Raw genomic sequence first — 16,472 nt, forward strand, 5'->3', positions numbered from 1 at the left:
TACAAAACTTTTATGCAGTTGGAGCTGGAGTTGCTGCTGCGGAGGTATCCGTTGTGGATTCGCTTTTCGCTGCAGCGTCACTCGGGCGTTCGCCACGCGGTCCTTTTCCGCCATGTCCACCCTTGCCATGACCTCCACGCGCCGGGATTTCTCCATTTACATGTTTTGTTGCATGATCGACAGCCTCAGCCAGCTTCGTATCATATTGCTCCTGCGTAATCGTGCCCGCTGCCAGCTCCTCCGCCAGCTTCGCTTTTTGATCCTTTACTTGCACGTCAATGATTACTTGGATCGCAACACCCTTCTCCCCAGCGATTGCCGCCAAGGTCTTGCCTGATTCAAGCTCCGTCTTTAGTACATCTGCCGTTATGCCTAGCGCTGCAGCTATGCCATCTACGTTTTTCTCAAAGCCGCCTCCTCTTTCACCACCGCCGCCATGCTTTCCAAAACCTAATCCTATGGAATCAAGCAGCTTCTCCGCTTGTGCAGCCGCATCCGGCTTTGCTTGCTGTTGTCCAGTTTCTGCAAGCTTGTCTGCTTCTACTTTTGCATCAGGTTTCGGGTTAGCTGCCTCAGCTGCCTCCAGCCATTCAACAAGCTTAGCCTTAAGATCAACTCGCGTTTTCCCGCTCGCTACTGCAACCTCTGCCAGCGTTGACGTTTGCAGCTTAGTCTGAAGTGCCGCTTCATCGAGCCCTAAGTACGTTAGTAACTGCTCCTGTATTTGTTCAAAGCCGCGTCCGAAACCGCCATGTCTGCCTTCATGATCCTTCTTAGCTGCGCTGCTATCTGCTTGTGCACCTTGCTCTTGCTGCGCGTCGCTGCTTGCTGCTGCCGCATTTACATATTGGCTAGCCCATAGGCCTCCGCCCCCTAAGGCAAGCGTTAGCGCAATAGCACCTGCTGTTAAAGCTTTTGCTCTCTTCATTGAATATTCCACCTTTCACTTTCAAATTTGTTGTTACAAGACCTAGCATAGACAATAAAACTTAAGCCTCCTTTAATCCCCGCTGAATGTTGGCTGAAGACATGCTGCAATTGAACACTTTTCTAACATAAAGCCCCGTATTTCTCTAATAAAAGTCTGTTATTGTAAAAACAGATGTCATTCATTGAATTGTAAAAAAATGGACTGTATCGTTACTATTCATTTTTCGACATAATTCGACGATAACTTATCTTATCTTAACTTTTCATTATGGGGTGTGATTGCATGTTCCGAATTAAGGACAGAAGTTTAGTCGTTACCAGCTCCATCGTATTAGCCCTTCTCCTCGTTATTGTCATTAGCGTCACCGAGTATTTATCCTACAGCTCGCAGAAAAAATCCTATTTAGATGAAATTGAACGGATTGGACAAACGCTTGGTTATCAAATCGAAGCTGGTCATGATCTGGTTACTTTTGGATACAACGAAGTATCCGCTGGACGTGATACCAATAATGCTACGTTTAAGACGCTTAAGCTGCAGCTTGACGTCATGATTAAGAACGATATCGTCGCAAATGCATATGTGTATATGCCTGAGGTGATTGAACGCGACGGAAAGAAATTTATAAAGATGATGCAGAGCAATGAGTCTCTCTCCGCCGCAGGCCTTGGTCCTGGAGATGAGTATGAAATGAGTGACGATTTCGCTGGTAAAATTGATGATGCCTTAAATGAGGGATCAGCTTTGACCGAAGTCGTTACAGATGAATATGGTCAGTGGATTTCTTATTTAGCCCGCGTAAAAGACCCAAGCGGCAAATTAATCGGCATATTCGGCATCGACGTTGATTTCAAACAAATTGATGATGCCTTAAATCTTATGTTTTGGAAAAGCATAGGGATTGCAGCGCTTCTAGCCTTTATTGCCATACTTATTATTGTTGCACTGGTAAGAATGACGTTGAAGCCGCTCAAACGGCTCGCGGAAGTATCCTCTTTAGCAGCGAAAGGCGACTTGACGCTTGCCGTTGCAGTCAAAGGAGGCAATGAAATAGCTCAAGTTTCTATCGCCTTTAATGAAATGATCGCAAGCCTTCGTCAGCTCACAGGCAGCATTCGAATAACATCCGATGAGGTGGCTGGCTCGGCTTTCAACATGCAGCAGAGTGCAGAGCAGACCTCCCGTGCAACAGAAGAAGTAACCGAAGCTATTCAAGAAGTTGCCTCCGGTTCAGAAACACAGCTGCAAAGCTTGCAAGAGTGCCAGCGCGCGATGACAGAAATGACGATCGGCATTCAAAGAATTGCAGAGTCCACCTCTTCTGTATCTGAGCTGGCAGCCGACACTACGGCAATGGCTACGGAAGGCGAGACCGTTATTGATCAAACATTGCATCAAATGAATACGATCGAGTCCAATGTAGTCGAAACGGTAACAACCTTGCATGAGTTGAAGGAGCAGAGTGACAAAATTGGCGGCATCCTTGCCTTGATCGGCGATGTAGCCAATCAGACTAATCTGCTTGCGCTTAATGCGTCTATTGAAGCGGCGCGTGCCGGCGAGCATGGCAAAGGTTTTGCTGTCGTTGCCCATGAAATCCGCAAGCTGGCTGAACGCTCCAAGGAATCCTCCGAGCAGATTGGAACTATACTGCATAGCATCGGAAGTTATGCTGAAACAGCCGTTTCATCAATGGAGCAATCCGTGGAAGCTGCTCGTTTCGGCTCTAACATCTCGGCGCAAGCCGGCGAGTCCTTCCGCTCTATCGTTACTTCCATTCGTGATGTTTCCAGTCAAGTACAGGAAGTATCCGCAGCGTCTGAGCAAATGTCAGCTGGCAGCGAGCAAATTGCAGCTTCGCTAGATGCGCTTGAGGGCATAACGGCTAATTCCGCAGGAAACTCACAGCGTGTCGCTGCGGCGTCAGAAGAACAGCTTGCTTCCATGCAGGAGGTTGCAAGCTCCTCCGAGCAACTGCGCAACTTAGCTTCTACCTTGAATGAGGCGATTAGCCGCTTCAAGACCTGATGTACTAACAAACGCTAATATCTGCCCAAATAAAAAAGGCTAAGCGGGATGACTCTCGCTTAGCCTTTTTTTGCCGTTTTCTATGATGCAGATGCTGCGCCGAATTGCAGCTGATACATCGCGTAATATTTGCCGCGATGCTCCATAAGCTCATCATGGCTGCCGCGCTCTACAATGACACCGCGATCAAGCACAAGAATTTGATCTGCACTGCGAATCGTCGACAGGCGATGCGCGATGACGAACGTCGTGCGGCCTTTCTTCAGTACATCAAGCGCCTCTTGAATGATGGCTTCCGTCTCGGTATCAATGCTGGCTGTCGCCTCATCGAGAATAAGAATAGCCGGATCATAAGCAAGCGCCCTTGCAAAGGAAATCAGCTGCCTTTGACCAGCAGACAGTGTGCTTCCCTTCTCAATAACAGGGGCATCAATGCCGCCTTGGAACTGACTGAACATGTCGTAAGCGCCAACGTCACGCAGCGACTGTACAATTTTCTCGCGGCTAATCTCCGGGTTATCAAGGCTGATGTTCGATGCGATCGTTCCGGTAAATAGGAACGGGTCCTGAAGAACGATACCCATATGCTGCCTTAGCAGCTGCTTAGGCATATCGCGTACATCGGTGCCATCTACGATGATCTTCCCCTCGTTCGAATCGTAGAAACGGAACAACAGATTAAGAATCGAGCTTTTGCCTGAGCCGGTATGGCCTACCAGCGCAACCGTCTGGCCTTGTTGAGCATGGAAGGAAATATTTTTCAGCACATACTCATCCTTTTTATAAGCAAAAGAAACATCCTCAAACTTAACATCGCCCTTATAACGGTCCATTTTGCCGGAAACGACATCGATTCCTTCCTCGTCCATCAGCTTAAATACTCGCTCTGCAGATACGCGCGCCGTCTCGAGATTGGATAGCTGGTTTACGATACCAACGATCGGCGCAAACATACGGTTCATATAATCGATGAATGCGTAAAGCACGCCAACCGATACTGCTCCACGAAGTGAATCGCCCCAGAACATAATGAGTACAATGAGGAACAATGTATTCCGTATAACATTGACAAGATTATGCGATGTCACAGAGTTGAGGCTGAGCAGCTTGTTTTGATATTTATAATAATGCTCATTCATTTCCTCAAATTCCTTCGTCGTCTCCTTCTGACGGCGGAACGCCTGGATAATCGTCATCCCTTGTATCGATTCATTGATCATTCCGTTGATTTCACTCAGCTTTGATCTAATGATACGGTTATAACGAGCAGCGAATTTACGGTAAACGATAATCCAAATGATGAGGATTGGCACAAGCGGCAGAGCCAGAAGCGCTAAGCGCACATCAAGCAAGAACAAGGCTCCATAAATAGCCACCATATAAATAACACCTGTAAAGAAATTCGCCAGCACAGCGACATACAGCTCGCGTATAGCTTCTGTATCATTTGTCACCCGCGAGACAACCTGCCCAGCCGATAAATTATCATAATAATTGACCGGCAGCCGCTGCGTGTGTGCAAATATATCCGTACGCATCTTGCGCACGATACGATTCGCTGACGTTTGCAGCATAAGCCGCTGTCCGTAGGTGAAGACAGCTACGAGCAGCAAAAATCCGAAATACATAGCTGCTAGCTTCATTAACGCCGGAAACTCCGGCTTATAGAAGGAATACAGCTCTTGTGATGTAAGCTGTGTTACTGGATACGAGACCGTTTCGCCCGTTTCCTTGTTTGTCACCGAGAGATTGTTCCCCTCTACGACACGTTTGCCTTGATCGGATGCCAGCGCATCCTCCAGCCAATAAAATTTGCGTCCAACCTGCAGCACGCGAACCTCCTTGCCCTTCTGTTCCGAAGCGGCAAAGTGATCCTCGCGCTTATACCATTTATCTTTATAAAGAACCGCATACTCTTGTTTTGCTTCGACTTCATGCCATTTCTTCTCGATGCCGAGAATATTCTGGTCAATCATCCGTTTTGCAATTAGCGGTCCCGCAAGCTCTGCGCATACAGCAAGCACGAGCAGAAGAAGCGCAAGCAGGATCGGTTTTTTATAAAGCATGGCGTATTGAAACAATCGTTTTCCTGTGTTGCCCATTGCTCTTCACGCCTCCAATTTATTACGTTTCAATAATAGCCTCAAGCTGTTGACGATCATACTGCTCGCGATACCAGCCGCCCATCTCCAGCAACTGCTCATGCGTGCCTTCTTGCACAATTCGTCCTTCGTCGAGAACGATAATCCAGTCCGCATGCTGTACTGCAGATAACCGGTGCGTTGTAATGAATGTTGTCTTGCCTGCTCTTTCTGTACGGATGCCTTCAATAATCTCGGATTCCGTCTTCCCGTCAACAGCTGACAAAGCATCGTCCATTAGCAATATTTCCGGATCGGCGATAAGGGCACGCGCAATACTTACGCGCTGCTTCTGTCCGCCGGACAATGCCACGCCTCGCTCGCCTACCATCGTCTCTAGTCCATCCGGCAAAAACTTAATATCTTTGGCGAATGAAGCCCGCTCGAGTGCTCGCTGCAAATCGGCGTCTGTGCCTTCTTTTAGGCCATAGAAAATGTTTTCGCGAATCGTCTTCGAGAACAAGATCGGCTGCTGCGGCACATATCCGACCCAGCCCAGCATATCATCGATTTTCAAGCTGCCAAGCGGCTCTCCAGATATATGAATACTGCCGCGTCCTAGCGGATATTCCCGAAGCAGCTGCTTCAGCAGTGTAGTCTTGCCGCTGCCTGTTCTGCCTACGATACCAAGCGTCTGCCCTTGCGATAACGCAAAGGAGAGATCAACCAAGTTGTCGACTTGGGAGGACGGGTAACGGAACGTCACATTTTTGAATTCAACGGACGTTGGTTCATCTACTTTCACCTGCGTTGCTGCATCAGCAACATCAGGCTTATAGCCAAGTGTTTCACTTACACGATCGAGCGAAGCATTGCCGCGCTGCATAATGTTAATGAGCTCACCGATTGCAAACATCGGCCAGATCAGCATACCAAGAAACACGTTGAAGGATACGAGCTCCCCGAGCGTAATTTCATTATGGAATACAAGATATCCGCCATAACAAAGCCCGATCAAATAACTTGTTCCAACGAGTATTTTCATCGTCGGCTCGAATAACGCGTCGATGCGCGCAACAGCAATATTTTTGTTAAGCACTTCATTTGTTTTGGCGCTGAAACGCGCCTCGCTTGCTTCTTCCTGAACGAATGCTCTAATGACGCGAACACCAGATACCGATTCCAGCACCTGATCGTTCAAATCGCCAAATGCGTCTTGCGCGTCCATGAAACGTTCGTGAATTTTTTTACCATAATGCTTCATCGCAAGCGCCATAAGCGGCAGCGGCAGCAATGCGGCAAGCGTGAGCTTCACGCTTATCAAGCCTGCCATAACAATTAGAATCGTAATCATAAATAAGGTCGAATCGATTAACGTCAAAATACCGAAGCCGGCTGTCTGCGCTACTGCTCCTAAATCATTGGTCGAGCGCGCCATAAGATCGCCCGTCCGATTGCGTTCATAAAAGGTGGGGGTCATTCGTAAAAAATGTCCCATTAATCGCGACCGCAGCAGCTTCTCCAGCACAAATGCTCCGCCAAACAGCTTGTAATGCCATATGTACGTAATGACATAACCTACTACCGTTAGTGCGATCCAGCCGTAAAGCACGCGATTAAAATCGGCTTGACCGAGCAGATCCTGATGTATGCCATCAATCGTATAGCCAATAAGCCAAGGCGGGATGACATCAATAATTCCTGTTAGAACTAGAAGTGTTATAGCAACCGTATAACGCTTCCAATGCAATTTAAAAAACCAGCTTAATTTTTTGAGTACACTAAACATGCTTCTCTACCACACCTTCCGCTATCCATCCAAGCTTCGTTTACCTTCGATTTACTCCCGAGAACACAAAAAAAAGCGTGTCGTCGTAACGACACGCTTCTTCCCCTCAAAAAAACGCGACTTAGAACATAGTCAAGTCTCGCGAGGTCATAGAAAAGGCGCATAATTACGATGACGTAATCATGCGCCTCTGATGATGGGGTTTACCCTTTAATCAAAGTGAAACAACGCGCGGATGGATTACGTTATTCATGTTCAAATGATGGTTATTCTTCGCTGCAAATTGATTGTAATCGTAAGTGTTCATGTAACGTAACCCTCCTCTCGCTAAAATATATTAGTCACTTTACCATCCGTAGAAATTACTGTCAATACCGATTGGTAAAAAAACAAATTATGCAAAGCAAGATGGCAAATGGAATATATCAGCGATTGACGGTACAAGAACGGGGAAGGTAAAATGTAAAATGGCTCGCAGCAGCCACTTATTTTAGAAAGAAGGTGATTTTACAGCATGCGTATTAGAACTTATGCAATCTGCTTATATATCATCACGATTTACTGGATTTCGTTACATATTCCGAGTATGCACACCTTGTTTTTCCCTACCTTGGGTGCCTTCAGCCTGCTCTTCATCTCGCGTCCATTCGAGAAAGCCGAGCTTCGCAAAATCGCCGTTGGCGCCGTGCTTTCCTCGCTTATCGGCTCTTTATTTGCCCACTGGAACCCGAGCGCTCTTTCGCTGCTTCTCACGCTTATCATCGTTATTTTTTGCATCCGAACCTTCAAATGGAACGCGCCTCCGATTTTGGCCGTCGCACTCATTCCTTTTTTTACACATCCCACGTTATTCTGGGTCGTTCCCTTGTCCGTATGCGGATCGCTGCTCGGGTTATTAATCACCTTATCGGCTGCAGCATATGTCGAGAAAAGGTTTGGTTCCGTGCAATTGCCGTCATTTCTCAGCCGCAAACCAAAAACAGAGTCCGATTCTGTCAATTGATTATCCCTTCCACTCCTCAGGCAAAAGCCGTTGATACTGGGACTGCAAATACCGATCGTCGATGAGCACAAGTGTGCCGCGATCGGTTTCCGAGCGGATGAGCCTTCCTCCAGCTTGCAGCACCTTGTTCATTCCCGGAAAAACGTAAGCATAATCGTACCCATTTTTGCCCTGCTCGTTAAAATAATCCTTCAGCATATTGCGTTCTACACCAAGCTGCGGCAAACCTACCCCAACAACGATAACGCCGACCAATCTGTCTCCGACGAGGTCAACGCCTTCTGAGAACACGCCGCCCATCACCGCAAAACCGATCAAGGACTTCCCGCTCCCAGCCTGAAATGTACCTAAAAAACGATCCCGCTCTTCCTCTGTCATATCGGGCGTTTGCAGCAGTACCTCTGCATCCGTGGCCGCTCCTGTTGGAACAGACCATTCCTTCAGCTCCATATACGTCTCATAAACAGCATTCATGTAAGCGTAGGATGGGAAAAATACAAAATAGTTGCCCGGCCGCTCACTCATCAGCTCCATAATCAGCTTCGCTATCGGCAGCTTAGATTGATCGCGGTCATGGTACCTTGTAGAAAGCGGATTAATGACTACATCAAGCTGTTCCTTCGCAAAAGGAGACGGCACTGCAAGCGTATAATCATTTTCTCCCGCTCCCAGCATGTCCATATAATACGAGACGGGAGAGAGCGTTGCAGAGAAATAGATATGCGAGCGATAACCCTTGCCGACCTGCTGCAGCAATTGAGAGGGATCAAGGCAAAACAGCTTAAGCCGAACATCGCTCTTCGAAAGCTCGATATAGACGACATAACGCTCATCAAATAACTTAGCTGTCCGCACAAAATTTTGCGCTGCAAAATAAGTATCCAGCAGCGCACTGTCTCCGCTAGCTCCTATAGCTATCGCCTGTTCAGCAGCCGACGCGAATGCATCCACTAATGCGACCAGCTCCTCCGGCAGCTGCCGCTGAATCAGATGCGGCGCCCCATCGCTGCTTTTGCGCAGTGCGATGAAATAATCATTGATTGCCTTGGCGGTGCGATACCCCTCGTTATGCACGCCCTTCAGCTCTCGCTGCAGCGCAAGAAACGGAGCTTTCGTCAGCTCCGCAGAGAACATCTCCCGCGCACGGTCCACAAGATTATGCGCTTCATCCACGAGCAGCGCTGTCCGTTTCTTCATCTCCGCATATTGACGCTTAAATGAAATGCGCGGGTCAAAAATATAATTATAATCACAGACAACCGCATCCGATGCATACGCCAAATCCAGCGAAAATTCGAATGGGCAAACTTTATGCTTATGGGCATAGGCTTCGATAACAGGTCTCGTCATAATCGTTTCCTGATCCAATATATCAAGCACGGCCCCATTAATCCGATCATAGTAGCCTTCCGCGTAAGGGCAATGCTCTTTCTCGCAGCGGACTTCCTCCTGAAAGCATATTTTATCCTTTGCTGTAATCGTCACAGCGTGCAGATGCAGCCCTTTATCGCGCATGAAAATCAAGGCGTCCTCGGCTGCCGCTCTTGTTGTCGTCCTTGCTGTCAAATAATAAAAACGCTGCAGCATGCCTGCTCCTATCGCTTTGATCGTTGGATAGGTCGTCGATATGGTTTTTCCTATACCCGTAGGCGCCTTCGCAAACAAACGAACGCCTTCCTCTATTGATTTATATACCGCTCCGGCAAGCTTGCGCTGCCCTGCTCGGTACGTTTCAAACGGAAAAGCAAGCCCCTTAATGCTCTCATTCCTTAACTGCTCATGCTTTCGGAGCTGCTGCACATAGGGAGCATATCGCGCAGTAATCTCATAAACGTATTGCTTCAGCTCTACGAAGCTGACTTCCCGCATGAACCGCCGCTCTTCCTCTGTCTTCGTCTGCACATAGGTAAGCTGTACGCGCATTGCGGATTGTTCATGCTCCTTAGCATACATATAGGCATAAAATAGCGCCTGCGCCCAGTGGACGGGGTAACCGTCCTCCGCTATACGATCCAAGTCACCGCCAGTCGATTTGATTTCATCTACGGTCAATATCGGGTCTGTCCCAAGCAGTCCATCACAGCGTCCGTCCACGACAAACAGCAGATCATCCAACTGGATATCCGCTCTGACATAGACCTCCTTCTGATCCTGCTCACCATAGGTTAGCTGTACTCTCTGATGCGCTTTCGTGCCCTCATGCATCGTATCGATGGCATTTAGCCTTACGTCGATGCTGCCGCTCAGAAATACGTATTCGACTAAGTTTCTCACCGATATCGTGACCGTATCGTTTATCAGCATATTTTCCTTCTACCGCTCCCATAAAGAACATTTGTTCCTCTATTGTAACATAAGCATCATCGTCATCGCACAACAGTTATGTTTGTTATTCGCTTGGCGAAGCTACTTATCGCATGTAAATAGACGTCAATATTGTATGGAATACAACATAGACGTCTATTATGGAAGCCTTATTCTCAAGCTAATCTATGCGGATCAGTAGTTAGAGCTCTTCCGTCTCATCCTCAGGGTGATTGCCGACACCATTCAATAGGTCAATGCCGTGGAATTCCTCACTGGGAGACGCAGGATCGATCGGACTGTCCTTCGCCATAACATCCGCATCGGGCACCGAAGCCAGCTCCTCAGAAATTTCCTCTGGCGTATCTACCTCGTCGTCCAGCCCCGCACGATTATCCAGTGAAGCTGGAATATGAGATTCAAGCACGTGTGTATCGGGATGCTGCTTCTCCAGCAGCTCCGATGCATGAGGCACAGCTGCGCCACTTGCATCCTCCGTAAACAAACCAAAATCAGGATCGATATCCTTTTCCGTTGCTAAGCTTTTAGCATGCCGCACATCATGTTCATTATCCATTATAAAGACCTCCTTCTTCATATCACCTACCTTATACTACCCACTATCTGGGCGTTTCTAACCATAAGCCTACACACAAGCCAATATGGCTATCGTTGCGTTATCCTGGTAAGGCCTCTGCCCTGCAAGCACATGCTGCAAAATAAACGCTGCGGCAAGCGGAGGATATAAGCACGACGCCTCCTCCAGCAGCTTATCTGATAAATCATCATAGAGCCCGTCGCTGCACAATATAACGAGATCGCCCGTCAAAAGGTGCAGCGGCTCTTGATTGGCATCGATTTCTGTTATGCGAGGGATGCCTAAATAACTTGTTAACAAATGGCGCTCCGGGTGCGACTCGGCTTCCTCCAGTGTTAGATTGCCCGCCAAAACATACTCCCGTAACCGATTCGCATAAATATGATCCCTCGTTAGCGGCATGAGCACTCCGCTTCGAAACAAATAAATTCGGCTGTCGCCGGCAGATATCCAGTACAGCTCTCCTTGATGAATGACGGTCGCAATAAGCGTCGTTCCGACGCTCCATTCCAGCTCATGACTTAGCGCCATCTCATAAACAGCTTGATTGGCAAGATGCAGCGACTGCTCCAATGCCCGCGGGATAGACTCCTCTGCTGATTTGGCTATATATTCATTCAGCATCGTTTGCACGGCAAGCTGCCCCGCCTCCTTCCCCATAGCGTAGCCGCCCATGCCATCCGCAAGCACAGCAAGCACACCGTGACGCTCAATTGCTTCTTCATCATCGAGTGACGAGAAGCCATAAGCATCCTGCTGCTCCTCACGCTCGCCAATATGCTGTGCATGACCGGTAATGACCTTCATCGTGATGACAGCATTGCGGCTATTCGATATCAACTCAGCAGCAGCGTTTGCGGCTCCAACGATCTGCTCGATTGAAGGTGTTTTTAGAGGGACGGGTGGCGGCTCCCAAGCAGGCGTTACGGCAACCCCTGGTCTTGACTCCTTCTTCGCTCCAGCTCCAGCGGCTTCAACCACTCCATGGCTGGGATTGCTTATGCGATTATTGCCAGCTGGAAGATCGAATACAATAATCAGGATAAGCAGGGCCCCAAAGCCAATCATCCCAATCGCGATCGCTATCTCAATAATCTCTCCCTGCTCACTAGTCCACAGCTGTTCCAGCTGCTTATCCGGAATCGCTGCTACTCCGATATAGACGATTACAAGCAGCAATAAAACAATAGCCAAACCTTTAATGATCCCTCTTCTGTTCATTAGATCCCCGCCTCGCCTCAGCTTGTCACCCACCATCTACCATTTTATTTGCGTAAGCAGCGATTTATGCCGAAACCATGAGTTGCAAATGTGCATAATAAGCAACTTCTTAGACAGAAAGGAACCGATGCACAAAAAGAGGGTGCTTTCCAAAAAGGTAAGAAGCCATGCGGCATGCTCATCCGCCCCTGCTCAATATAGGCTTATTTTCATCAAACGCTGCCATTAATCAAACATAGCGCTAGAAAGTAGACATAAACTTCCTCATCACCCACAAATCAGCATGATTCGGAGCCGTTTCAGCAAAATAGAGCTAAAATATAGGCTTATTTTCATCAAACGCTGCCAATAATCAAAATAGAACTAGAAATTAGTCCTAAACGTCCGCATCACCCACAAATCAGCATGATTCAGAGCCTTTTCAGTGAAAATAGAGCTAAAATATAGGCTTATTTTCAACAAACAAGCCCATTGATCATAAATTGAACTAGAGATTAGTCCTAAACTTCCTCATCACTCGCAATCAGTATGATATGAAGCCATTTCAAACAAAATAGAGCTAAAATATAGGCTATTTTCATCAAGCAAGTCCATTAATCAAAAATAGAACTAGATAGTAGTCTTATACTTTCCCATCACCAGCAAATCAGCATGATATGAAGCCGTTTCAAACAAAATAGTGCTAAAATATAGGCTTATTTCATCAAGCAAGTCCATTAATCAAAAATAGAATTAAATAGTAGTCTTACACTTTCCCATCACCAGCAAATCAGCATGATATGAAGCCGTTTCAAACAAAATAGAGCTAAAATATAGGATTATTTTCATCAAGCAAGCCCATTATTCAAAAATAGAACTAGAAAGTAGTCTTAAACTTTCCCATCACCAGCAAATCAGCACGATTTAGAGCCGATTCAACGAAAATAGAGCTAAAATTTAGGCTTATTTTCATCAAACAAGCCCATTATTCATAAATAGAGCTAGAATTTAGCCTTAAACTTCCTCACTCCCACAAATCAGCATGATTTGGAGACGTTTTAGCGAAAATAGAGCTAAAATTTAGCCTTATTTTCTTCAATAGATCCCATTGTTCAAAAATAGAGCTAGAAAGTAGGCTTATGTTTGTTTAACTTCGTTCAGTTACAGTTAGTGAAGCTGTTTTTTTGAAAACAGCCACCTAAAAAGAAACAGAGGCTGTTCCAAAAGTAGATTTATCTACCTTTGAAGCAGCCTCTCGATAAATATTGCAGTTGTCTAAGCTAACCCCATTACATCACTCAAACGATAATATCGCGATAGGACGCCAGCACATTTCCTTCCAAATCCGTCGCAAATAGAACCGAGCGTTCGCTCTCCAGCACGAAGCTGTAGCTCTTGTTGGTTTCGGCATCACGCACAGTAATAGGACAGTCCATACCCGCTTCCGAGATAAAAGTATATAAGCTTCCTTGCTTAAATTGCAGCTTGCTGCCAAAGATCCCCGGGTGGTCTCCGCCTGCTTCCCATACGATGCCTGGCTTCAAATCCTCAGCCTCATGCAGCGCAGCCTCATAAAGTGCAATGAGTGCATCCGTACGCTCGTTTAGCTCCAGCGGCAGCGGACACCACATGACTTTTCCTAATCCGTGGGCTACGGTACGAACGGTTGAAATGCCATCCGAATAGCTTCCGCTGCTGTCCAAAGCAATTTCCTTGTTCAACTCGCCAATCTTCTTGCCTCCGAAAGAAGCTTTGAAGGTACGCTCGCCAATTTGCAGCGTTTCCTCCCGCGATATATTGCTTAAACGATACGGTCCCACAATCGATTCCGCCCGTGAAGTTGGCTTCCAATATTCATCCAGCCCAATAGGTCCGGTGAACAGCAGTGTGCCTCCATGCGCTTCAACATGCGCAAGCAGCTCCGTCAGCGCAGCATCGCTGAAGTTGTGCGCGCTCGGAACGATAATGAGCTTCGGTTTGTCGCGCTGCAAGGTTTCCAAGTGAAACTCTCCAATGCCGCGATGCGGAAGCTTCATTTCGTAGCCCAGTACACGAGTCAAGTTTCCTGTCGCTTCGCAAGCAAAACGGCGGCTGGAGAAATCATTGGAGTAAGGAAACACTACCGCAATCTCCTCTAGCTGGCGTTCCTCAAACAAGCTCGATATCTGCCCAATAAACTTGCCGAAATCATAGGATACATCCGCTTCTGGCTTCTGTGTCCCATCAGCCCGCAGTGCTCCGATATTCGACTCGCAAACGTTGTCCATGAAATAGTTTGTATTCCACAGCCACTGCACCGCACCTGCGCCGCCTGCGGCAAAAGCGTATGCATATTTGCGCTCTAAGATGTTCCTCAGCTCTTCCTCGGAACGCTTCGCCCTATTATCCGGCATTTCCACATACATAATGCCCGTTTCTTGAATCAAGGTCGGCTTGCTTGGATCTTTGCCATATACGCTGTCCCACAGCAGCCTGTCATTTAGCCACCAAGTGTGTACCGTTGTGTAATCTACGCTTTCCGCATAAATTAGCGGAGAAGGACGCGGCCCCATGCCAAGCGCCTCATCTTGACCAACAGTCACGAGCTGACGCGGGGAAATGGCATGAATCGTTGCCGTAAGCTCCCCTACCCAGCGGTTATGCATATCCATCGTAAATCGTGTATAGTCCAGCCAGCGCGTATTTTTCTTCAGCTTCTTCACGTCTTGAATATCAAACGCGATGTCCGTTTGCTCCGGCAAGGTGACCGCTTCAAAGTCCGGCAGCTCCGTGCTCGTCATATTCCACCGCGCCTGCAGCTTGCCAATCGATTCGTGCCGCTGCTTCAGCCAATTCACATAGGCTGCTTTTTCAAAAGGATCATGCATGGAGCGAGGTCCTGAGAAAATGCGCATATGATCAAATAATGACGGCTCATTGATCAAATCCCACTGTACATTGGACGTGTGTTTATGCCTGGATACGATCGCTGCGATAAACCGTTTTTGTGCTTGTACACTTCTTGGATCGAGATACGGATTTTTGCCTTCCCAAGCTTCGGGAGCAAAGGCGAAGAAGCTAAAGGTCATTTCAATCTCATGTTTAGCCGCTGTCAAAATAAAAGCATCTACAGCTCTGAGCAGCTCCTCCGATGCATGTCCATCCTCGAACATAAGATGCCGCCACGCCGTCCATAAACCGGTACGAATCAGGTTGATGCCGGCTTCCTTCATCGTCGCCATATCTTGATCCCAGATCGCAGCATTCGGCATAGACACGAATTTCCGGCCAACATCCGAGGTCATATACGTCATTCCTACAATCGGGAAGGGAGCGCCATTTTTCTCAAAATAATCCCGACCAACTGCAAGCGGCGTACCTCTCTCCAGCAAATCGCGGTCATACCCCCAGAAGCCCTGCCGCAGAACTCTTTTTTCTCCGCTTTCGGCTTCGGCTTCACATACGATCTCATACAAGCCAGGTTCAATAGAGAGCGGTACACTAAAACTCATATACTCGATTTCGCTTCCAACACTCACGCTCAACCGATGCTCCCATACCGCCTTAGCCTCTCCTTGCTTATAAATAGAAATAGCCATCGACCAGTTCTCTTGCTTGCCGCTTTGCTCATAGCCGTATGCCGCTTTAATCTGCTGTGCTTGAAGCGTCAGATGCGGTCTCTCTGCTTCATAATAAACCGCGTAGCTCGGCTTAATCCAAAGCTCAGTCACACCCCTCGCACAAAATGCCGCCCATTCTGCAAGAGCATCCGCACCTGCGCCCGACCAGAAACGGTCAGTCAGCTGTTGATTCACAAACAACCAGCGTCCGCCTGCAAAGTCGCCCTTGTTATGCTCGATCAGAACGACAGGAGCCGATACCTCCCGGCCATCGGCAGACATTCCCTTCAGAAGCGGGCGAATGTGTGCATTCATCGGTCCCTGCGAGCCCGTAGCCTGATTCAGCTGATCCCGCTCATGCGTCACATGTAAAATAAGGCCAAACGTAGGTTCAATCGTGAACAAATGCTCCTTGCCCTGCAGCAATGGCAGCTCCTGATTGTGGCATAATTCAGTTGAACGCGTATGATCGACAGCAAGCGCTTCATGAATAAATAGTTCCTGATGGTATGCTGTCATTTCCTGCTGGACGTCCCACTGCTCGCCATCCCGGCTCACCGGCTGTTTAAAAGGGGCTCCGCCTGCATGTATCAATCCCCCGCCCCGCTTTACAAAAGCGAGTATTTCCGGCCATGATGCCATCGGAAAATACGATCCGTGCAAATGAACGAGGCAGTCTACCCCGTCTTCTTTAAGAGCTGCTGACAATCCTTCCGCATCGGTTACTTTAAACAGACTATTCAGCTTTTGAAGTGCCTCTGTATTTGGCGCACAGCCGTCTAACGGAAAAGTAGGGTCATAAAATAGTACTGCTTTCATGGTTCTCGCTCCTATCATTTCTCTATTGTTTATGGATCTTTACTTTCCATGATCCGCTATTTATTGCATAATGGAAGACTAAGCGTCATGATTGAACATGGATTACAATTACGTACTGGA

9 protein-coding genes are annotated in these 16,472 nt (G+C 47.7%); 2 read left to right on the forward strand and 7 right to left on the reverse strand.

The window, feature by feature from the left end:
- Positions 1-10 precede the first annotated feature (10 nt).
- On the reverse strand, positions 11-928 hold the full coding sequence (locus BK120_RS04605; RefSeq protein ID WP_076266314.1) for a hypothetical protein: 918 nt from the start codon (positions 926-928) through the stop codon (positions 11-13).
- A gap of 285 nt (positions 929-1,213) precedes the next feature.
- On the opposite strand from BK120_RS04605, the gene BK120_RS04610 reads away from it, so the two are divergent.
- Complete coding sequence (locus BK120_RS04610; protein WP_179089744.1) at positions 1,214-2,959, forward strand: methyl-accepting chemotaxis protein; 1,746 nt, start codon at positions 1,214-1,216, stop codon at positions 2,957-2,959.
- Between the two features lie 80 nt (positions 2,960-3,039).
- Here the strand turns inward: BK120_RS04610 and BK120_RS04615 are convergent, their stop codons facing one another.
- Positions 3,040-5,061 (reverse strand): ABC transporter ATP-binding protein, encoded by a 2,022-nt coding sequence (locus BK120_RS04615; RefSeq protein ID WP_076266315.1) that lies wholly within the window; start codon positions 5,059-5,061, stop codon positions 3,040-3,042.
- Positions 5,062-5,083: 22 nt separating this feature from the next.
- Positions 5,084-6,829 (reverse strand): ABC transporter ATP-binding protein, encoded by a 1,746-nt coding sequence (locus BK120_RS04620; RefSeq protein WP_076266316.1) that lies wholly within the window; start codon positions 6,827-6,829, stop codon positions 5,084-5,086.
- Between the two features lie 514 nt (positions 6,830-7,343).
- Between BK120_RS04620 and BK120_RS04625 the strand changes: the two genes are divergently transcribed.
- Complete coding sequence (locus BK120_RS04625; protein WP_076266317.1) at positions 7,344-7,832, forward strand: HPP family protein; 489 nt, start codon at positions 7,344-7,346, stop codon at positions 7,830-7,832.
- On the opposite strand, the gene BK120_RS04630 is transcribed toward BK120_RS04625, so the two are convergent.
- The 4 genes from BK120_RS04630 to BK120_RS04645 form a co-directional block, all read right to left on the reverse strand.
- Entirely contained in the window at positions 7,833-10,130 is a 2,298-nt protein-coding gene (locus BK120_RS04630; RefSeq protein ID WP_144376696.1) for a helicase C-terminal domain-containing protein, read from the reverse strand.
- Positions 10,131-10,338: 208 nt separating this feature from the next.
- A complete protein-coding gene (locus BK120_RS04635; RefSeq protein ID WP_076266319.1) occupies positions 10,339-10,713 on the reverse strand; it encodes a hypothetical protein in 375 nt (124 codons plus the stop codon).
- Positions 10,714-10,782: 69 nt separating this feature from the next.
- Complete coding sequence (locus BK120_RS04640) at positions 10,783-11,955, reverse strand: PP2C family protein-serine/threonine phosphatase (protein WP_076266320.1); 1,173 nt, start codon at positions 11,953-11,955, stop codon at positions 10,783-10,785.
- A 1,277-nt stretch (positions 11,956-13,232) separates the two neighbouring features.
- Positions 13,233-16,352: an alpha-amylase family protein gene (locus BK120_RS04645; protein WP_144376686.1), complete on the reverse strand. Its 3,120-nt coding sequence runs from the start codon at positions 16,350-16,352 to the stop codon at positions 13,233-13,235.
- Between the last annotated feature and the right edge of the window lie 120 nt (positions 16,353-16,472).

The organism is Paenibacillus sp. FSL A5-0031, from assembly GCF_001956295.1.
GTDB lineage: Bacteria > Bacillota > Bacilli > Paenibacillales > Paenibacillaceae > Pristimantibacillus.